Source organism: Hydrogenophaga sp. (assembly GCF_050182545.1).
Lineage (GTDB): Bacteria > Pseudomonadota > Gammaproteobacteria > Burkholderiales > Burkholderiaceae_C > Hydrogenophaga.
This window is the reverse complement of sequence record NZ_JBFXCD010000009.1, coordinates 125,313-143,317: the sequence shown is the minus strand read 5'-3', so window position 1 is coordinate 143,317 and position 18,005 is coordinate 125,313. Positions and strand designations below refer to the sequence as shown.

At 70.2% G+C, this 18,005-nt stretch carries 20 protein-coding genes; 9 read left to right on the top strand and 11 right to left on the bottom strand.

Features of this window, described 5'->3' with window-relative positions:
* Nucleotides 1-80 precede the first annotated feature (80 nt).
* The 5 genes from AB7P10_RS11880 to AB7P10_RS11860 all read left to right on the top strand — a co-directional run bounded on the left by AB7P10_RS11880 (nucleotide 81) and on the right by AB7P10_RS11860 (nucleotide 4,809).
* Complete coding sequence (locus AB7P10_RS11880; protein WP_428294065.1) at nucleotides 81-1,256, top strand: vWA domain-containing protein; 1,176 nt, start codon at nucleotides 81-83, stop codon at nucleotides 1,254-1,256.
* A 46-nt stretch (nucleotides 1,257-1,302) separates the two neighbouring features.
* Nucleotides 1,303-1,878 carry a CoxG family protein gene (locus AB7P10_RS11875; protein WP_428294064.1) on the top strand — a complete coding sequence of 192 codons (576 nt, stop codon included), beginning with the start codon at nucleotides 1,303-1,305 and terminating at the stop codon, nucleotides 1,876-1,878.
* A 6-nt stretch (nucleotides 1,879-1,884) separates the two neighbouring features.
* On the top strand, nucleotides 1,885-2,958 hold the full coding sequence (locus tag AB7P10_RS11870; RefSeq protein WP_428294063.1) for an XdhC family protein: 1,074 nt from the start codon (nucleotides 1,885-1,887) through the stop codon (nucleotides 2,956-2,958).
* On the top strand, nucleotides 2,955-3,593 hold the full coding sequence (locus tag AB7P10_RS11865; protein ID WP_428294062.1) for a nucleotidyltransferase family protein: 639 nt from the start codon (nucleotides 2,955-2,957) through the stop codon (nucleotides 3,591-3,593). Before AB7P10_RS11870 ends, AB7P10_RS11865 begins: the two co-directional genes overlap by 4 nt.
* A gap of 103 nt (nucleotides 3,594-3,696) precedes the next feature.
* Nucleotides 3,697-4,809, top strand: coding sequence for a sigma-54-dependent Fis family transcriptional regulator (locus tag AB7P10_RS11860; RefSeq protein ID WP_428294061.1), 1,113 nt, complete (start codon nucleotides 3,697-3,699; stop codon nucleotides 4,807-4,809).
* A 22-nt stretch (nucleotides 4,810-4,831) separates the two neighbouring features.
* Here AB7P10_RS11860 and AB7P10_RS11855 read toward each other — a convergent pair whose 3' ends face one another.
* The gene (locus tag AB7P10_RS11855; RefSeq protein ID WP_428294060.1) at nucleotides 4,832-5,626 is read right to left on the bottom strand and encodes a TOBE domain-containing protein; all 795 of its coding nucleotides are present in this window, start codon (nucleotides 5,624-5,626) and stop codon (nucleotides 4,832-4,834) included.
* A 75-nt stretch (nucleotides 5,627-5,701) separates the two neighbouring features.
* Here AB7P10_RS11855 and modA point away from each other — a divergent pair, with 75 nt between their 5' ends.
* The 3 genes from modA to modC are packed head-to-tail and all read left to right on the top strand — an operon-like array spanning nucleotide 5,702 to nucleotide 8,245.
* On the top strand, nucleotides 5,702-6,457 hold the full coding sequence (gene modA / locus AB7P10_RS11850) for a molybdate ABC transporter substrate-binding protein (RefSeq protein ID WP_428294059.1): 756 nt from the start codon (nucleotides 5,702-5,704) through the stop codon (nucleotides 6,455-6,457).
* A 4-nt stretch (nucleotides 6,458-6,461) separates the two neighbouring features.
* Complete coding sequence (gene modB, locus AB7P10_RS11845; protein ID WP_428294058.1) at nucleotides 6,462-7,145, top strand: molybdate ABC transporter permease subunit; 684 nt, start codon at nucleotides 6,462-6,464, stop codon at nucleotides 7,143-7,145.
* Nucleotides 7,142-8,245 (top strand): molybdenum ABC transporter ATP-binding protein, encoded by a 1,104-nt coding sequence (gene modC / locus AB7P10_RS11840; RefSeq protein ID WP_428294057.1) that lies wholly within the window; start codon nucleotides 7,142-7,144, stop codon nucleotides 8,243-8,245. The genes modB and modC overlap by 4 nt, the downstream gene beginning before the upstream one ends.
* Nucleotides 8,246-8,277: 32 nt before the next feature.
* Here modC and AB7P10_RS11835 read toward each other — a convergent pair whose 3' ends face one another.
* From AB7P10_RS11835 to AB7P10_RS11795, 9 genes are all read right to left on the bottom strand, one after another.
* On the bottom strand, nucleotides 8,278-8,691 hold the full coding sequence (locus AB7P10_RS11835) for a DUF3597 domain-containing protein (RefSeq protein ID WP_428294056.1): 414 nt from the start codon (nucleotides 8,689-8,691) through the stop codon (nucleotides 8,278-8,280).
* 62 nt (nucleotides 8,692-8,753) lie between these two features.
* A complete protein-coding gene (locus AB7P10_RS11830) occupies nucleotides 8,754-9,533 on the bottom strand; it encodes a hypothetical protein (protein WP_428294055.1) in 780 nt (259 codons plus the stop codon).
* Nucleotides 9,534-9,574: 41 nt separating this feature from the next.
* Nucleotides 9,575-10,342, bottom strand: coding sequence for an ABC transporter ATP-binding protein (locus tag AB7P10_RS11825; protein WP_428294054.1), 768 nt, complete (start codon nucleotides 10,340-10,342; stop codon nucleotides 9,575-9,577).
* A gap of 5 nt (nucleotides 10,343-10,347) precedes the next feature.
* Entirely contained in the window at nucleotides 10,348-11,346 is a 999-nt protein-coding gene (locus AB7P10_RS11820; RefSeq protein WP_428294053.1) for a FecCD family ABC transporter permease, read from the bottom strand.
* A gap of 2 nt (nucleotides 11,347-11,348) precedes the next feature.
* Nucleotides 11,349-12,398, bottom strand: coding sequence for an iron ABC transporter substrate-binding protein (locus tag AB7P10_RS11815; protein WP_428294052.1), 1,050 nt, complete (start codon nucleotides 12,396-12,398; stop codon nucleotides 11,349-11,351).
* A complete protein-coding gene (locus tag AB7P10_RS11810; RefSeq protein ID WP_428294051.1) occupies nucleotides 12,379-13,107 on the bottom strand; it encodes a substrate-binding domain-containing protein in 729 nt (242 codons plus the stop codon). Before AB7P10_RS11810 ends, AB7P10_RS11815 begins: the two co-directional genes overlap by 20 nt.
* Nucleotides 13,108-13,109: 2 nt before the next feature.
* Nucleotides 13,110-13,922 (bottom strand): extracellular solute-binding protein, encoded by an 813-nt coding sequence (locus AB7P10_RS11805; RefSeq protein WP_428294050.1) that lies wholly within the window; start codon nucleotides 13,920-13,922, stop codon nucleotides 13,110-13,112.
* Entirely contained in the window at nucleotides 13,919-14,704 is a 786-nt protein-coding gene (locus AB7P10_RS11800; RefSeq protein ID WP_428294049.1) for a phosphate ABC transporter ATP-binding protein, read from the bottom strand. Before AB7P10_RS11800 ends, AB7P10_RS11805 begins: the two co-directional genes overlap by 4 nt.
* Nucleotides 14,701-15,438, bottom strand: a complete 738-nt coding sequence (locus AB7P10_RS11795) for an ABC transporter permease (RefSeq protein WP_428294048.1) — start codon at nucleotides 15,436-15,438, stop codon at nucleotides 14,701-14,703. Before AB7P10_RS11795 ends, AB7P10_RS11800 begins: the two co-directional genes overlap by 4 nt.
* Before the next feature lie 122 nt (nucleotides 15,439-15,560).
* Here AB7P10_RS11795 and AB7P10_RS11790 point away from each other — a divergent pair, with 122 nt between their 5' ends.
* Nucleotides 15,561-16,691 carry a substrate-binding domain-containing protein gene (locus AB7P10_RS11790; RefSeq protein ID WP_428294098.1) on the top strand — a complete coding sequence of 377 codons (1,131 nt, stop codon included), beginning with the start codon at nucleotides 15,561-15,563 and terminating at the stop codon, nucleotides 16,689-16,691.
* 16 nt (nucleotides 16,692-16,707) lie between these two features.
* Here the strand turns inward: AB7P10_RS11790 and coaBC are convergent, their stop codons facing one another.
* The gene (gene coaBC / locus AB7P10_RS11785) at nucleotides 16,708-17,934 is read right to left on the bottom strand and encodes a bifunctional phosphopantothenoylcysteine decarboxylase/phosphopantothenate--cysteine ligase CoaBC (protein WP_428294047.1); all 1,227 of its coding nucleotides are present in this window, start codon (nucleotides 17,932-17,934) and stop codon (nucleotides 16,708-16,710) included.
* Between the last annotated feature and the right edge of the window lie 71 nt (nucleotides 17,935-18,005).

Below are 18,005 nucleotides of genomic sequence, written 5' to 3'. Positions count from 1 at the left end.
TCAGCGCGAGGTGCAGGCACGCAGCAGCGAGGTGCAGGCACAAGAGCGCGAGGTGCAGGCACACAACCCGCAGAAAAGACATGATCCTCGGCGACGCAAGAAGCGGGAAACTCCCCGACCACATCACCGCCTTCGGCCGAGCCCTGCGCCGCGCCGGTGTGCCGGTGGACAGCAGCCGCGTGGTGCTGGCCATCACCGCCGCGCAGGCCGTTGGCGTGGAACGCAAGGACGACCTGCGCGCCGCGCTCGAAGCCGTGCTGGTCAGCCGCCAGCAGGACATCGGCGTGTTCAGCGAGATGTTCGACGCCTTCTTCCGCAACCCCGAACTCGCCCAGCAACTGCTCGCGCAAATGCTGCCCAAGGCCGCCAAGGCCCACCCGGTGCGGCGCAAGGCGCGCGTGCAGGAAGCGCTGAGCATTGCAGGCCTGAAAGCACGCACCCCCAACCAGGGCGAGACGGAGCTGAAGTTCGACGCAGCCATGACCGCCAGCGACCAGCAGCGCCTGCGGCACGCCGACTTTGCCGAACTCTCGGCCAGCGAGTTCCGCCTGGTCGAACAGCTGGTGCGCGACATCCCCATGCCCCTGCCGCCGGTGCGCGCGCGGCGCACGCGCGCCGGACTGCGCGGCCACCAGCCCGACTGGCCGCGCGCGCTGCAGCAGGCGCGGCGTCACAGTGGTGAGCTGCTGCAACTGCCGCTGCTGGCGCGCCGGCACCAGCCGCTGCCCCTGCTGATCCTGGTGGACATCTCCGGCTCCATGGAACGCTATGCCCGCCTGCTGCTGGCCTTCCTGCACCAGGCCACACAGGGAACGCCGCGCGCCGCATTCGCCTTCGGCACCGACCTGACCGACTTGCGCCCCGCCTTCCGCCAGCGCGACACCGACCAGATGCTGGCCCTGGCCAACGCGGCGATCGACGACTTTGCCGGCGGCACCCGCCTGGGCGCCGCGCTGGCGCAACTGCGGGCCGCGCACAGCCGCTGCCTGGTGGGCCGGCGCACCGTGGTGCTGCTCATCACCGACGGCCTGGACACCGGCGCGCCCGAGGCGCTCGAAGAAGAACTGCGCTGGCTGGGCCGCCACACGCGGCAGCTGCTGTGGCTCAACCCGCTGCTGCGCTATGAGGGTTATGCCCCGCTGGCCCGCGGCGCCAGCGTGCTGCACCGCCATGCTCACGGCATGCTCGCCGTGCACAACCTCAGCCGCCTGGAAGACCTCGCACGGTCCATGGCCGAGCTGATGCGGCGCGGCTGACGCACCCGATTTCATTCATCATTCCACCCGCACAGGAGATTTCAACGTGGACATGCAAGGCAGCCGGACGCTCGCCGTCACCCAGCAACAGGCCTGGGAAGCCCTCAACGACCCGGAGATGCTCAAGGCCTGCATCCCGGGCTGCGAGAAATTCGAGCTCACCGAAGCCAACACCTACGCCGTGACCACCGCCGTCAAGATCGGCCCGGTGTCCGCGCGCTTCAACGGGCGCGTGCAACTCTCCGACATCGTGCCGCCCGCGTCGTACAAGCTCGGCTTCGACGCCCAGGGTGGCGTGGCCGGTTTCGGCAAGGGCGAAGCGGCGGTGCAACTCGCGCCCGCCGGCACGGGCTGTGAACTCAGCTACACGGTGCACTCCACCGTGGGCGGCAAGATCGCGCAGCTCGGCCAGCGCCTGATCGATGGCGCGGCCAAATCCCTGGCCGAGGACTTCTTCCGCCGTTTCGACGAAGCGCTGCAAAGCCGCCACCCGGGCGCGGCGGCGCCGGCGGCGACCGATCTGCAGGCCATGCCCACGCCAGGTGGTGGCATGCCAACATGGGCCTGGGCCGCGATCGCGGTGGTCGTGGCCGCACTGATCTACCTGGCCACCAAAGGCTGAACATCCATGGAAAACCTTGACGTTACTGTCCTTCGCACCCTGCACGGCTGGCGCCTGCAGGGCCAGCGCGCGCTGCTGGCCACGGTGGTGCGCACCTGGGGTTCGTCGCCACGCCCGGTGGGCTCGATCATGGCGCTGTGTGAAACCGGCGCCGTGGTCGGCTCGGTCTCGGGCGGCTGCATCGAAGACGACCTGATCTACCGCTACAGCCGCGCGCACGGTGCCGTGCAGGGCAGCAGCGCGCCCGCCGGTATCACGCACGACATCCCCACCGGACCGCCCGAGCGGGTGAAGTACGGCGTGAGCGCCGACGAGGCGCACCGCTTCGGCCTGCCCTGCGGCGGCACCCTGGAACTGGTGCTGGAATTCAACCCCGACGCCGGCGCGCTGGCCGAACTGGTGCGCACGCTCGAAGCCGGCCATCTGGTCGAGCGCCGCACCGAACTCGCCACCGGCCGCGTGGAACTGCGCCAGGCCGCCGCGCCGGCGGCGCTGCGCGAGGACGCGCAGTGGCTGAGCAACACCTTCGGCCCCGAATACCGCATGCTGCTCATCGGTGCCGGCCAGCTCACCGAGTACCTGGCCACCATGGCGCTGTTCAGCGGCTTCGCGGTCACCGTGTGCGACCCGCGCGAGGAGTACCGCAACGCCTGGTCCGTGCCCGGCGTGACGCTGCTCACCGACATGCCCGACGACGTGGTGCGCGACTTCCGCGTCGACCGCCGCAGCTGCGTGATCGCACTCACGCACGACCCCAAGCTGGACGACCTCGCCCTGCTCGAAGCCCTCGGCACCGAAGCCTTCTACGTCGGCGCCATCGGTTCGCGCCGCAACAACGAGGCGCGCCACGCCCGCATGATCGAGCACTTCGACCAGACCGCCGAGAGCCTGGCGCGGTTGCGCGGGCCGATCGGCATCTACATCGGCAGCAAGACGCCGCCCGAGATCGCGGTGAGCATCATGGCCGAGGTGCTGGCGGTGAAGAACGGCGTGCCGCTGCCGCGCGACATGGACGTGGCCAGCGCCAAGAACACGCTCGCGGCCGCGGCCTCGGCCCCCACCTGTTTCGTCTCACCGTGAAGACCGGTTTCGTCATCCTCGCGGCCGGCGCCGGGCGCCGCATGGGCGGCGTGGCGAAATGCCTCCTGGAACTCAACGGCAACAGCCTGCTGGAGCGCCTGCTGCGCCAGGTGCAGCCACTGCGCGGCGCGGCCCGGCACGACCTGGTGCTGGTGCTGGGCCACCACGCGGCCGACATCCAGGCCCACCTGGCGCGGCTGCCCGACGAGATCGCGCCGCTGTGCGTGATCAACCCACGCCCCGAGGACGACACCGCCTCGTCGCTGCGCGCCGGCCTGCGCGCGCTCTCACCGGGCGTGCACGAGGTGGTGGTGCTGCTGGCCGATCAGCCGCTGATCGACGGCAGCGACGTGCTGGCCGCGCAGCAGGCCTTTTCAGAACGCGATCCGGGCATCCGCGTGCAGGTGCCGATGGTGCACGGGCGCCCAGGCCACCCCGTGATATTCGACGCCCGGGTGCGCGCCGAACTCATCAGCCCCGCGCAGCCCAGCCTGCGCCAGTGGCGCGCCGCGCACCCCCAGGCGGTGCGACTCTGGGCCAGCGAGAACTCACACTACACCCGCGACCTGGACACACCCGAAGACCTCAACACCCTCGCGCGCGAAACCCGCTGGACCTGGCGCTGGCCGGGTTAACCCGGACCACTGAAGCGTGCACGGGCGGCGCATTCGCTGCTCTAATGGACAGCGCTCCACGGTTCCCCAGCCCGGCCCCGGCCCTGCCACATTCCCGCCGATCGTGACCCCCCAGCACCTGCCCCCGGTTCCCCCGCAGCACCGGCTTGCCCTGATCGAACAGGCGCGCAAGCTCGTGCTGGAGGGCCGCGCGCCGCAGGCCCAGCCCATGCTGGCGCCCTGGGTCGAGCGCTCCTGGCGGCGCTGCCTTGACCTCGGCTTCGAGCCTCGCCAGCACATCGCCTTCGGCGCCGTGACCCCGGGGGCGATGCAGCACGCCATCGAAGCCAGCCAGCCGCTGCTGCGCGCCGCCGCGCCGGTGATTCAGTCGCTCACGCGCGCCATGGCGCACACGCGCTACTTCGCCATCCTCACCGACGCGTGCGGCATGGTGATCAACGTTCATGGCCCGGTGGACCGCAACGATCCGCTGGCGGCCAACATCGCACGCGTCGGTGTCGACCTGTCCGAGCGCGCCGTCGGCACCACCGCCATCGGCACCACGCTGGCCGAGTTGCAGCCGGTGTGGCTGCACCGCGGTGAACACTTCTACGACGACACCAGCGTCTACAGCTGCGCGGGCGCGCCGATCTGGGGACACGACGGCCGGTGCGTGGGCATGCTCGACCTGACCGGCGTGAACGTGATCGAGCAACCCGCGCTCAAGCATCTCGTCACGCAGTCCGCACGCAGCATCGAGAACGCGCTCACCCTGGGCCAGCCACACCGCCTGCTGCTGTGCCTGAACTGGCCTGGCCGCGTGCACGGCGACGACAGCGACGGCCTGGTCTGCGTGGACGCCGACGGCCTGGTGACCGCGCTCAACCGCCCCGCCGCCGACATGCTGGGCGTGGCACCCGGCACCGCGCCTGGCCATTGCAGCGAACTTTTTGCCGCACCAATGGAGTCGCTGTTCGACGCGGCGCGCGCGCAGCGGGGCCCCCTGGAGGTACCCCTGTGGTCGGGCCTGCGCCTGAGCGTGCTGGCCCGGCTCAACCCGGGTGGTGAGCGCAGCCCCCTGCATGGCGCCAGCCACGGCGTTCCCCTCAAGGACGTGGAGACCGCGCTGATCCGCAAGGCAGTGGACGACGCACGCGGCAACGTGAAGGAAGCCGCGCGCGCGCTGGGCATCAGCCGCGCCACGGTGTACCGAAAGCTCGGCGCGCGCCGGCGCTGAGCCTTGCCACACCCGCAGGCACTCAGCCCAGCGCCACGACGAGCGCCGAGGCGGCCACGCTGGCGCTGGCCCGGTCGCCGGTCTTGAGCGCCGACGGATGCGGCGCAAACCCCACCCACTGCCCGCCGCCGGGCAAAGCCAGCACGACTTCATCGCGGGCGCTGCCCGGCGCCACGCGCTCGACCAGGCCGTTGAAGTGGCAGATGTCGGCGGGGCGGACACTGGCGCGATTGCCTCTCACCGCCGACCCCACCGTGACGGCCGTGGCCTTGCACAGCAGCAGCACCGCCCGCCCCGGCGCCAGCCCCAGCAGATCGGCGCTCTCACGCGTCACGCTGGACCACAGCCGGGTGCCCCCCGCGCTCTCGGCCTGCACCCACACGGTGGGATCTTCCGCCGACGAGGCCTCGCAGCGCAGCACCGTGCAGGGCAGCTGATTGCGCATGCTGGTGCGCAGGCCCAGGCCGGTGGCCAGCGCCTCGCCACCCGCGAAACGGGACAACACCTGTTCGCGCGCGTGCGCCAGCGCGGCGGCCAGCGCCAGCAGCTGTTCGCCCTGCGGCGTGATGCGCGCGCCACCGCCGCCCGCGCCGCCCACGGTGCGCTCCACCAGCGGCTGGCCACTCAGGCTGGACAGCGTGTCGATGGCCTGCCACGCGGCCTTGTAGCTGATGCCGACCTCGCGTGCGGCCTGCGAGATCGAGCCACCCGCGGCCACCTGCCGCAACACGTCCAGGCGCTTGTCGGCGCTGCTGTCGACCAGCGCCTGCGGCAGATCGCTCAAGGCGTTGCGAGAGGAGGGTTTTCTGGAAGCCATGAGATTCGTCGAGCGTCTATACTGGCATCGCTATTCCAAATAAGAATAGCGAATCCGGATGAAAAGGAGCACCCGATGTTCGCACGTTCTCTTCTGCGCTGGCCCCTGCTGACGCTGCTGGCCGTGGCCGGCACGCTGCACGCCGCCGAAGCCCGGGTGGCGGTGGCCGCCAACTTCGCCGAGCCCATCAAAGCCGTGGCCGCGGTGCTGAACAAGACCACCGGCCACACACTGCAGATCACGGTGGGCTCCACCGGCAAGCTGTACGCGCAAATCCGCAACGGTGCGCCGTTCGACGCGCTGCTCGCGGCCGACACGAAGACCCCCGCCCAACTGGAGGCCGATGGCCTGGCGCAGCCCGGCAACCGCTTCACCTACGCCACCGGCAAGCTGGTGCTGTGGTCGGCCGATGCGGCCAGGGTGGATGCGCGGGGCGCGGTGCTCAAGGGCGACGGATTTCGCAAGCTGGCCATCGCCAACCCCAAGACGGCCCCCTATGGCGCGGCCGCTGTGCAGGCGATGGAGAATCTCGGCCTCGCCGAGGCGCTCGCGCCCAGGCTGGTGCAGGGCGAGAGCATCGGCCAGACCTACAACTTCGTCCACACCGGCAACGCCGAAATCGGCTTCGTGGCCCTGTCGCAGGTACTCGAAGGCGGCCGGCTCAAAGGCGGTTCGATGTGGGTGGTGCCACAGGGCCTGTATGCGCCCATCCAGCAGGACGCGGTGCTGCTCAAGCGCGGCGCGAACAACGAGGCCGCCGTCGCACTGATGAAATTGTTGAAGAGCCCCGACATCAAGGACCTGATCCGGTCCTGCGGCTACGACCTCTGATCCCGTGCCGCTGACCCCCTCCGATCTTCAAGCCATCGGCCTGACACTGCAGGTCGCCACCCTCACCACGCTGATCCTGCTCGTGCTGGGTGTGCCGCTGGCGTGGTGGCTGGCGCGCAGCAGGTCGGCCTGGAGCCGGCCGGTGGGCGCGCTGGTGTCCATGCCGCTGGTGCTGCCGCCTTCGGTCCTCGGCTTTTACCTGCTCGTGGCCATGGGCCCCCACGGGCCGGTCGGCCAGTTCACGCAATGGCTCGGGCTGGGCGTGCTCACCTTCAGTTTTTCCGGGTTGGTGATCGCCTCGGTGTTCTATTCGTTGCCCTTCATGGTGCAGCCAGTGCAGAACGCCATGCAGTCCCTGGGCACGCGCCCACTCGAAGCCGCAGCCAGCCTGCGCGCTTCGCCGCTGGACACGTTCTTCCACGTGGTGCTGCCGCTGTGCAAACCCGGCCTGGTCACCGGCACCATCATGGCGTTCGCACACACCGTGGGCGAATTCGGCGTGGTGCTCATGGTCGGCGGCAACATCCCGGGCGTCACGCGCGTGGTCTCGGTGCAGATCTACGACCACGTGGAAGCGCTGGAGTATGGGGACGCGCACCGCCTTGCCGCCGTCATGCTCGGCTTCGCATTCGTCGTGCTGCTCGCGCTGCAGCTCTACAACCGGCGCCAGCGTGGGGGCAGCACATGAGCGCACATGGCCTGCAGCTCACCGCGCGCCTGCAGCGCCCGGGCTTCCTGCTCGACGTGGATCTGCAGCTGCCCGCGCGCGGCGTGAGCGTGCTGTTCGGCCCATCGGGCTCGGGCAAGACCACTTGCCTGCGCGTGCTCGCGGGGCTGGAACCACTGGCCACCGGCGTGGTGCGCGTGGACGGTGAACCGTGGCAGGACAGCGCGCGCCAAATCATGCGCCCGGTGCACCGGCGCGCGCTGGGCTACGTGTTCCAGGAAGCCAGCCTGTTTGAACACCTGAGCGTGCAGGGCAACCTGATGTTCGGCCTCCAGCGCACACCGGCCACCGAACGCCGCCACAGTTGGGACCATGGCCTCGAACTGCTGGGCATCGCGCACCTGTTGCAGCGCATGCCGCACGAACTCTCGGGTGGCGAGCGCCAGCGCGTGGCCATCGCGCGCGCCCTGGCCACCAGTCCGCGCGTGCTGTTGATGGACGAGCCGCTGGCGTCGCTGGACGCCGCGCGCAAGGCCGAGATCCTGCCCTGGCTCGAACAATTGCACGAGCGGCTGGACATCCCGGTGGTCTACGTCACGCACTCACCCGACGAGATGGCGCGCCTGGGCGACCACCTCGTCCTGCTGGAAGCCGGCCGCGTGCGCGCGCAGGGGCCGGTGATGGAACTCATGACGCGCATGGATCTGCCGCTGGCTCAGGGCGATGCGGCGGCCTCGCTGATCGATGCGCGGATGGTCGGCCATGTGCCCGCCGACAGCCTGAGCGTGCTCGAGTTCGATGGCGGCGGGCGCCTGCTGCTGCCGCAAAACCGCAGCGGGCTGTCTCTGCGAGCGCCCGTGCGACTGCGCATCCAGGCGCGCGACGTGAGTGTGTCGCTGCAGATGCCCGAGCAGACCAGCGTGCTCAACATCCTGCCCGCCACGGTGACGGATGTGGTGGACGACACGCCCGGCCAGGTGCTGGTGGGACTGGAACTCGGCGACGGCGCCAAGCCGGTGCGCCTGCTCTCGCGCATCAGCCAGTTCTCGGCGCGCCGCCTGGGCATCGCGCCCGGCCTGCGCGTGTTCGCGCAGATCAAGGGCGTGGCAATGGTGCGCTGACACAGGCCGCGCTCGCGCCCTCTCGGGGTGGCTCAGTCGAACAGTTCCCTGGGCACATTCCCGCCGTTCGCTGCGATGTGCGCGAGCACGTTCTTGTGCAGCCACACGTTCATCTTTGCGGAGTCGCCCATCAGCTCATCGGGGCAGTACAGCTCCTTGGCCAGCTCCTTGCGCGCGGTCAGGCTGCTGTCGAGCTCGAGCAGCTTGAGCAGGTCGACGATGGAGGTCTTCCAGTTGAGCTTCTGCGGGTTGGCCGCGGCCTTCTTCTCCATCAGCGCCATCACGTCCACCATGGTGATCGAGGCCACCGCCGGCGCGGCCGCGGCCGCGGGTGCTGGCGCTGGCGCGGCAGCCGGCGCGCCGGGCACGGCGGGCGGCGTGATGACGGGTGCCGCCGCGGCCGAGGACATGCCGAGCTTTTCGAGGATGTTGCTGAAGAATCCCATGGTGAACTCCTTGGTGGTGTGGAAACGGATGAAGGGAACCGGGAACAGTATGCCGCGCCCCGTCAGCGGTGATGACCTAAGGCGCGCCAGCCCCACCATGCGAGCCACAGCGTCAGCAACGGGAACACGAGGGTCTGCATCAGGAAGACGACGATCAGGTCGATCACGTGCGCCACGACCTGTTCGGACTGCGCCCGGATCTCGTCGACCTTCTCGGCCAGCTTCTCGCGCAGCTCCCACCAGCGCGTGCCCGAGCTCGCGCCGCTGCCGCCGCTGAGGGTGCGGGTGGAGTCTTCCACCGCCTGCTGGCCACGCTGGTACTGCTCGGTCATGAAGGCCTGGTAGCCCAACTCGCTGGTGATGGCCACGGCCGGCACAAAAAAACGCACCAGAAGCAGGGCCAGCAGCATTCGCCCCAACCAGGGCGGCCGCGCCTGTTTGCTCTGCGGCCCGAACGCGAGCCAGGCCCACGCCAGCGCCAACGCGCTCAGCACCAGCGACACGACCCAGGTCGCGCCCATCTTCATCAGCAGCAGTTGCGCGCTGAACACCACGCTGACCAGCAGCATCAACTGTGAGAACTGCTCCACCAGGTCGTTCACCGGGTCCAGCACCTGGCCCAGCGCCAGGGTGACGTTCACGAAGGCGCCGCCCGTGACTTCGGTGCCCTGGATCACCGAGATGACCGCGTTGAGGCCGCGCGCGGCGGCAAACGCGGCCAGTGAACGCTTGAGGCCCGCCTCGCTGCTGGCCAACGCGAACTGGTCCACCGGCTGCAGCCAGCTCGCGCCGACCATCACGGTCAGCGCAATCAGCAGCAGGTTGCGGCGCAGCGGGCTCATCGGAGGCACGGTAGCACAGACGTGTGAAATGTCAGGCACCTTCACGGCCCCGGCAGGAACACCGGCAGGCCGCCGCCGGCATCGCTCACCTCGTGCACCTCGGCGCGGTAAAGCTCGCGCAGGTCCTGGCGCCGGATCACGCTGGCGACCGGGCCCTGCGCCAGCACCGCGCCATCGCGCATGAGCAGCGCCCGGTCGGCGCAGCGCAGCGCCTGGTTGGGGTCGTGCGTGGTGAACAGCACGGCCAGTCCTTCGCCGGCGAGCGTGCGCACGGCCCGCATCACCCTCCCCTGGTTGCCAAAGTCCAGGCTGGCGGTGGGCTCGTCGAGCAGCACGGCGCGGGGCTGCTGGGCCAGCGCGCGCGCGATCAGCACGAGCTGGCGCTCGCCGCCGCTGAGACGGTGCACCGAGCGCTGCGCCAGCTGGTCAATGCCCAGCCGCTGCAACGCCGCCTGCGCGATGGCATGGTCCCGCGCCCCGGGTCGTGCGATCAGCCCCAGGTGCGCGGTGCGGCCCATCAGCACCATCTCGAGCGCGGTGAAGCCGAAGGTGCTGGCCTGCCCCTGCGGCACGTAGGCCATGGCGCGTGCGCGTTCGCGCAGTGGCCAGTCGCGCAGCGCGCGGCCCTGCAGGTGCACCGATCCCCCCAGAGCGGGCTGCAGGCCGAGCAGGGTCTTGAGCAGCGTCGTCTTGCCGCAGCCATTGGGGCCGAGCAGCGCCAGCACCTCACCGCCGGCCAGCGCGAGCGAGAGGCCGGCGCCCACCACGCGGCCGGGGTAGCCCACGCCCAGCTCGCGGGCCTCGATCATGGGGCTCACATCCAGCCTTTCGAGGCGCGGCGCAGCAGCACGATGAAAAACGGCGATCCGATCAGCGCCGTGAGGATGCCCAGCGGGATCTCGACCGGCGCGAGGCTGCGGGCCAGCGTGTCGATGAACAGCAGGAAACCACCGCCCAGCAGCGCCGCGGTGGGCAGCAGGCGCGGGAACGCGGGGCCCACCAGGAAGCGCGCCAGGTGCGGCACCACCAGGCCGACCCAGCCCACGATGCCGGCGGCGGCCACGCTCGCGGCAGTCACCAGCGTGGCCGCCGCCACGATCAGCAGGCGCAGCAGCGTGGTGCGCGCGCCCAGCGCGCGGGCTTCTTCCTCCGGCAGCGACATCACGTCCATGCGCCAGCGCAACAGCAACAACACGGCGGTGCCGCACAGCACGGGCAGCAACAGCGGCAGCAGGTCGCTGGCGTGCGCGCCAGCGAGGCTGCCCAGCAACCAGAAGGTCATGGCGGGCAACTGGTTGTAGGGATCGGCCAGCACCTTGACCATGCCGATGCCCGCGCCCAGCAAGGCACCGACGACCACCCCGGCCAGGATGAGCACGAGCACCGGGTCGCCGTGGCGCACGGTGGAACCCACGCTGTAGACCAGGGCCACCGCAAGCAGGCCACCCGCGAACGCAGAGGCCTGGATGCCCAGCACCCCGAACGAAAAGAAGATGCCGAGCACCGCGCCCAGGGCCGCCCCGCCCGAGGCACCCAGGATGTCGGGCGAGACCAGCGGATTGCGGAACAGGCCCTGGAAGGCCGTGCCCGCCACCGCCAGCGCCGCGCCCACCGCAATGGCCGCCAGCGTGCGCGGGACCCGGATCTGCCACACGATGGTCTGCACCTGCTCGTCCGGCGCGGGCGCTCCCTGCAGCATCGACCACACCAGCGAGCCCAGGTCGGCCAACGGGATGTCGGTGCGCCCCTGGGTGAGCGCCACCAGCACGCCGGCGAGCAGCACCACCAGCGCCCAGAGGCCACCGCCCTTCATGCTCAGTCGCGCCCGGCCAGCACCCGGGCGACCTGGGCAGGCGACAGATCGACCTGGTAGAACAGCCGGTAGAAATCGCGCGTGATGGTGGCCAGGTCCTCGGGGAACAGCGCGGGAAACACCTTGCTGCCCAGCCACCACAGGCCGGGCAGGCGGTTCACGCCCGGGGGAAAGTCGACCCAGCCGAACGGCAGCTTGGGCGAGAGGTGCACGCGCCCGCTCCTGACCGCGCTCACACCGCGCCACAGCGGGTTGGCCTGCACCGTGCGCGCAAAGTCCTGGTCGATGGTGACGATCACCTCCGGGTCCCAGGTCAGCACCTGCTCCATCGGCACCGTGACCAGACCGCCCCGCAGACCGGCGCCGACGTGGCGGATGCCCATGGCCTCAAAGATCTCCACATTGATCGAGCCGCCCAGCCCGGTCTGCAGGCCTTCGGGGCCGCGCGCGTAGTACACGCGGGGCTGCGCCGGCGCGAGCGCCACCCGTTCGCGCACCGTGCGCAGCGTGTCGCTGGCGTAGCGCGCCAGGGTCGCGGCCCGCTCCGTGCGGCCGGTGAGTTCGCCCAGCAGGGTGTAGCCCTGCGCCGTGGCCTCCAGCCGGCCATCGATCAGCGCATAGGGAATGCCCGTCTGCGACTGCACGCGCTCGGCCAGTTCCACGAATGTCTGGCGCGTGGAGCCGGCGTCGATGATGAGATCGGGTTTGAGCGCCAGCACCTGTTCGAGGTTGGCGGTGTTGCCGCGCCCGGTCAGGCGCCCCAGCTCCGGCCGGTTGCCGATGCCGGGGAGCAGGAATTCGAGTTCGGGCGCGTGGTTGGCGCGCGGCCAGCCCAGCAGCGCATCGGGCGCCAGCGTGTAGAGCCAGATCGCCGCGGGAGGGCCGGCCGGAAAGATGCGCTGCACCTGGGCCGGCACACCGACGCGGCGCCCGGCGCTGTCGGTCACGCTGCGTCCCCGCTGCGCACGCGCCGGCAGGCACAGCCCGGCACCGGCGGCGACCAGCAGGTCGCGCCGGCGCAGCACGGGAAGCTCAGGGTGCTTCGAAACCATGGTGCGCCAGTATCCGCTGGACTGGCCCGGATTGCAGCGCCTCGACCCACGCAAGTGCCCCGGGCGGCGCGCCCACGCGCCGGCTGACGCCATAGCGCACATCGACACACAACGCTGGCGGCAAGGCAACGACCTGAAGCGACGGGCACTCGCGCTGCGCCGCAACGGCGTTGGTGCGGTAGGTCAGGAACACGTCGGCGCGGCGCTGTTCCATCAACCAGGCGTAGGTGCTGCGACCGGGCGGCGCCCTGGGCGAATCGGCCGCGCCGGTCAGCCGCAGTGCCTTGGCCTCCAGGGCCTCGCGGGCGCCGGCACGCGCCTGACCCGCGCGCGCGAACACCGCCCAGGCGTAGTCGCCCGAAGGGTCGCTGCCCGGCGTGGACGTGCCCAAGCGCACGGCGGGATCCAGCAGGGTATCGAGCAGGTCACCAGCGTGGGTGCGCACTGCAGGCGCAACGAGTGCGCACAGGCTGTTGCGGGCAAACACCGTGGGCTCTGTCCAGTTGCCCTGATCGGCCAGGCGCTGAGGTTGGCGCAGGTCGGCCGACGCGAACACCTCGGCCTCCTCGCCCTGCTCGATGCGCTCGCGCAGCAGGCCGGCGGCACCGAAGGTCAGCGCCGCTGCCTCGCCCTGCGCGCGCACCAGCGCGGTGAACGCCTCGCGCAGGCTGCCGGCCGCGTACACGCGCACAGGCGCGGCGGCCGGCATGGTCACTTCGCGGCGTTGGGGAAGAACAGCTGTTCGCCGCCAATCTTGTAGCTGGCGATGGCGGCCTGACCCGCCGGGCCGGTGACCCAGTCGATGAACTTCTGGCCATCGGCGGTCTTGACCTGCGGGTGCTTGGCGGCGCTCACGAGCATCACGCCGTACTGGTTGAAGAGGCGCTTGTCGCCTTCCACCAGCACCGCCAGGTCGCCGCGGTTCTTGAAGTTCAGCCAGGTGCCGCGATCGGTGAGCGCGTAACCGCCGCTGCTGGACGCGATGTTGAGCGCCGGGCCCATGCCGCAGCCGCATTCCTTGTAGCCACTGCCCTTGGCATCGAGGTCGGCCATCTTCCAGAAGCGCAGTTCGGCCGCGTGCGTGCCGCTCTTGTCGCCGCGTGAAATGAAGGGCGCATTCGCCGCGGCCACCTTCTTGAGCGCCTCCACGATGTCGTTGCCGGTGGTCTTGGCCGGGTCGGCCTTCGGGCCCACGAGCACGAAGTCGTTGTACATGACCTCCTGGCGCTTGGCGGCGAAGCCATCGGCCACGAATTTCTCTTCGGCCACCTTGTCGTGCACGAAGAGCACGTCGGCGTCGCCGCGGCGCGCCATGTCGATGGCCTGGCCGGTGCCCAGGGCGACCACCTTCACGTCGATGCCGCTGGCCTTCTTGAACTCGGGCAACAGGTAGCCGAACAGGCCCGACTGCTCGGTGGAGGTGGTGGACGCGACCACGATGCTCTGGGCGAAGGCGCCGGCGCTGGCCAGCAGGCCGGCGGCGCCCAGGACGGTGGCCAGGGTCAGATGACGAACGGATTTCACAGGCTTTCTCCTTGAACAAACAAATGGGCCTGCGGGCACAAAGACCGCAACAGGTCGTGGTTGAAAAAGTCGCGCACGGGCAGGTCCGCCAACAGGCGGCCCCGCTCGATGTAGATGACGCGGCTGGCCAGGCGCTTGACCTGGCCCAGGTTGTGGCTGCTGAAGACCAGCGTGGTCGGCCTTCCGGTGGGCTCGCCCGCCGCATCGCGCTGCCCTGCGGTGGTGAATTCGGCGATCAGCGCCTCCACCTCGCGCTTTGCGTGCGGGTCCAGGCTGGCGGTGGGTTCGTCGAGCAGCCACACGGCCGGGCGCAACGCCCAGGCGCGCGCCAGCGCCAGGCGCTGCTGCTGCCCGCCCGAGAGTGCCCGCGCATTGCGATGGGCAAGCGGCTTCATCTCCACGCGTTCGAGCGCGGCCAACGCCAGGGCATCGGTCTCGCGCCAGGGCACGCCGCGCAGCCACAGGCCGAGCTGAAGGTTGCGCCGCGCGCTCATGCGCAGCATGTGGGGGCGCTGGAACAGCATGGCCACGCGCTGGTTCGACGGCGTGTGCAGTTCGCCCATGCTGGGGCGCTGCAGACCGTGCAGGGTGCGCAGCAGCGTGCTCTTGCCACTGCCGTTGGCACCCACCAGCGCCACCCGCTCGCCCTCTTCGATGCGCAGAAAGACGTCGGCCAGGGCGTGAAAGCGCGCGGCCGGCCCCAGATGCACCTGCACGCCACGCAAGTCGAAGCAGGCGGCGGGCACCACGGGGTGGTGGGTGGTGAGGGGCAAACCGCTCATCCCGCCGCCAGCGCTACGGAAGCGCTGTCCGCGCCATCGGCCCGCTCGCGCCAGCGGCGCAGCATCGACACCAGGGCATTGAGCAGCAGCACCACCAGCAACAGCACCACGCCCAGGCCAAGCGCGAGGGGCAGGTCGCCCTTGCTGGTCTCCAGCGCGATGGCGGTGGTCATGACGCGGGTGAAGCCGTCGATGTTGCCGCCCACGATCATCACCGCCCCGACCTCGGACACGGCACGACCAAACGCCGTGAGCAGCACGGTGACCAGCGCATAGCGCTCATCCCAGGCCAGCAACAGGCTGCGCAGCGGCGCGCCCGCGCCCAGCGAGGACAGCTGTTCACCGTGGCTGCGGTCCGCGTCCTCCACCACCTGGCGCGTGAGCGCCATCACCAGCGGCAGCACCAGCACCGCCTGCGCCAGCACCATGGCCTTGAAGCTGAACAACCAGCCGAGAAACCCCAGCGGACCGGAGCGCGACAGCAAGAGATAGATGACCAGGCCCACCACCACCGAGGGAATGGCGAGGAAGGTGTTGAGCAGCGTGAGCACCGCGCCGCGCCCGGCAAAGCGCGCCGCCGCCAGCCAGGCGCCCAGCACCAGCCCCAGGCCACAGGCGATCAGGCAGGCCGTGGCGCTGACCGAGAGGGAGCGCAGAACCACGGACCACAGGCCCGGATCGCCCGACAGGATCAGCTCCACCGCGGTGACAAGACTGTCTGAAAACGTGTTCATAGGTTCTCACCGAGCTTACGGGGTGCTCCCGAAATGAGAGTACGTAGTGACGCGGTATGAACCGCAGTACATACGGCTCGGGCGGCGTGTTCGTGCCCCTGTTTCGGGCACACTCGTCCCCCATGCGAAAGATCGAGCTGTCCTACGCGCTGACCTCGCCGACCCCGCGGCGCCCACACCAGCCCGCCTTGTTGCGCAACCCCATGATGGACGTGCTGCACGCGCTGCGCAGCAGCGGCTCCATCTCCGGCGCCGCGCGCGAGCTGGGCCTGTCGTACCGCCATGTATGGGGCCAGTTGAAGGACTGGGAAGCCGATCTGGGGCAGGCCCTGATCTTCTGGGAGCGGGGACAGGCCGCGCGACTCACCCCCTTTGGCGAGCGCCTGCTGATGGCCGAACGACTGGCGCAGGCGCGGCTGGGCCCGCAGATGGAGAACCTGCGCGCCGAACTCGAACGAGCCTTCGCGATCGCCTTCAACGAAGACCGCGAAAGCTCCCATGCGAGCGATCTGCTGACCCTCTACGCCAGCCACGACCACGCGCTGACCGAGCTGCAGCGCTACGCCAGCGCGCCCGCCGAGGGCCGCAACCCCTCGCCAGCGCTGCACATGGACATCCGCTTCTGTGGCAGTGTGGACGCGATCCGCGCACTCAACGAAGGGCGCTGCGAGCTCGCGGGGTTCCACACCCAGCCCTTCGCCGCCGCCGGCAGCCTGAGCGCGCGGGCCTACCGGCCGCTGCTCAAACCCGGCCTGCACAAGATCATTGGCTTCGCGCGCCGCTCGCAAGGGCTCATGGTCGCGCCCGGCAATCCACTGCGGTTGCAGGACATTGCCGACGTGGCGCGCCTGCAGGCGCGTTTTGTCAACCGCGCCATCGGCACCGGCACGCGCCTGCTGCTCGACGAACTGCTGGCCCAGGCGTCGCTGCTGCCGATGGATGTCGTGGGTTACCACCACGTCGAGAGTTCACACGCCGCGGTGGCGCAGGCGGTGGCCAGCGGCAGTGCGGACGTGGGACTGGGCACCGAATACGCCGCGCGCGCCCAGGGGCTGGACTTCGTGCCGCTGACCGAGGAGCGCTATTTGCTCGTGTGCCTGAAGAGCGCGCTGGAACAACCCGCCCTGCAGCGGCTGCTCCTGCGCCTGCGAAGCCGCGCCTGGCAGGATCGGCTCAACGCCCTGCCCGGCTACGCCACCGACCACTGCGGCGAGGTGGCAGCGATGAAGCGGCTGCTGCCCTGGTGGGATTGACTGGACGGCCGCAGGTTCAGCGCGGCAAGCGCCGAGCTATCTCACCCACGAGCTGGCGCGCCAGCACCAGCTTGGATGCGCGCGGCAGCTCGGTCATGCCGCGCTCGTCCACCAGCAGCAAGGCGTTGTCGTCGTGTCCGAAGGTGGCCGGGCCGATGTTGCCCACCAGCAGGGGCACGCCTTTGCGCACGCGCTTGGCCTGGGCGTGCTCCTCCAGGTCATGGCTTTCAGCGGCGAAGCCCACGCAGTAGAGCGCCCCGCTTTGCGCGCGCGGCGACGCGGCGATGGCGGCCAGGATGTCCGGGTTCTCGACGAACGACAGCGTGGGCACGGCGCCCGAACCGTCCTTCTTGATCTTGTGTTCCACCGCCTGCGCGGGGCGCCAGTCGGCCACGGCGGCGGCGGAGATGAACACGGACGCACCCGCCACCAGCAAATCTAGGCTCTTCTGCATGTTCAGAGCCGACTTCACGTTGACCCGCCCCACGCCGCGCGGCGTGGGCAGGCCGACCGGCCCGGCCACCAGCGTGACCTGCGCGCCCGCCTCGTGTGCCGCGCGGGCGATGGCAAAACCCATCTTGCCGCTGGAGAGGTTGGTCAGCCCGCGCACCGGGTCAATGGCCTCGAAGGTTGGGCCGGCGCTCACCAGCACGTGCCGGCCCGCCAGCGGTTTGGGCTGGAAGAAGCGGGCAATGTCGTACAGCAGTTCGTCGGGCTCGAGCATGCGGCCATCGCCCGTTTCGCCGCAGGCCTGCTCACCCGCGCCCACGTCGAGCACCGTGGCGCCATCGGCGCGCAACTGCTTGACGTTGCGCTGGGTGGCCGGGTGGGCCCACATCTCGCGGTTCATGGCCGGTGCCAGGATCAGCGGCACCTTGTCGATCGGGCGCGCCAGGCACATCAGGCTGAGCAGGTCGTCGGCGCGGCCATGCACCAGCTTGGCCATGAAATCGGCACTGGCTGGCGCGACCACGATGGCGTCGGCCTCGCGGCTGAGGTTGATGTGGGCCATGTTGTTGTCCACGCCACCCGAGGTGCGCGCGTCCCACTGCGAGGTGAACACCGGGCGGCCCGAGAGCGCCTGCATCGTCACCGCGGTGGCGAACTGCTCGGCCGCCTCGGTCATGACCACCTGCACCGTGGCACCGTCCTTGACCAGTGCGCGACACAGTTCGGCGGCCTTGTAGCAGGCGATGCCTCCGCTGAGGCCCAGCACGAGGTGTTTTCCGGCGAGATCGTTCATGCGCGCAATGTAGCAGTTCGAGCAGGGCCACACGGGGGGCAAGGCCGGGGCGAAAGGGGGCGGCATTTATA

What these genes read in the sequence shown, in the direction of transcription:
- AB7P10_RS11815 (WP_428294052.1), bottom strand. Translation starts at nt 12,398, where the DNA reads ATGGTTTCGAAGCACCCTGAGCTTCCCGTGCTGCGCCGGCGCGACCTG.
- modA (WP_428294059.1), top strand. Translation starts at nt 5,702, where the DNA reads ATGTTCGCACGTTCTCTTCTGCGCTGGCCCCTGCTGACGCTGCTGGCC.
- AB7P10_RS11825 (WP_428294054.1), bottom strand. Translation starts at nt 10,342, where the DNA reads ATGATCGAGGCCCGCGAGCTGGGCGTGGGCTACCCCGGCCGCGTGGTG.
- AB7P10_RS11880 (WP_428294065.1), top strand. Translation starts at nt 81, where the DNA reads ATGATCCTCGGCGACGCAAGAAGCGGGAAACTCCCCGACCACATCACC.
- AB7P10_RS11870 (WP_428294063.1), top strand. Translation starts at nt 1,885, where the DNA reads ATGGAAAACCTTGACGTTACTGTCCTTCGCACCCTGCACGGCTGGCGC.
- coaBC (WP_428294047.1), bottom strand. Translation starts at nt 17,934, where the DNA reads ATGAACGATCTCGCCGGAAAACACCTCGTGCTGGGCCTCAGCGGAGGC.
- AB7P10_RS11820 (WP_428294053.1), bottom strand. Translation starts at nt 11,346, where the DNA reads ATGAAGGGCGGTGGCCTCTGGGCGCTGGTGGTGCTGCTCGCCGGCGTG.
- AB7P10_RS11830 (WP_428294055.1), bottom strand. Translation starts at nt 9,533, where the DNA reads ATGAGCCCGCTGCGCCGCAACCTGCTGCTGATTGCGCTGACCGTGATG.
- AB7P10_RS11810 (WP_428294051.1), bottom strand. Translation starts at nt 13,107, where the DNA reads ATGCCGGCCGCCGCGCCTGTGCGCGTGTACGCGGCCGGCAGCCTGCGC.
- AB7P10_RS11835 (WP_428294056.1), bottom strand. Translation starts at nt 8,691, where the DNA reads ATGGGATTCTTCAGCAACATCCTCGAAAAGCTCGGCATGTCCTCGGCC.
- modC (WP_428294057.1), top strand. Translation starts at nt 7,142, where the DNA reads ATGAGCGCACATGGCCTGCAGCTCACCGCGCGCCTGCAGCGCCCGGGC.
- AB7P10_RS11800 (WP_428294049.1), bottom strand. Translation starts at nt 14,704, where the DNA reads ATGAGCGGTTTGCCCCTCACCACCCACCACCCCGTGGTGCCCGCCGCC.
- AB7P10_RS11790 (WP_428294098.1), top strand. Translation starts at nt 15,561, where the DNA reads ATGCGAAAGATCGAGCTGTCCTACGCGCTGACCTCGCCGACCCCGCGG.
- AB7P10_RS11855 (WP_428294060.1), bottom strand. Translation starts at nt 5,626, where the DNA reads ATGGCTTCCAGAAAACCCTCCTCTCGCAACGCCTTGAGCGATCTGCCG.
- AB7P10_RS11795 (WP_428294048.1), bottom strand. Translation starts at nt 15,438, where the DNA reads ATGAACACGTTTTCAGACAGTCTTGTCACCGCGGTGGAGCTGATCCTG.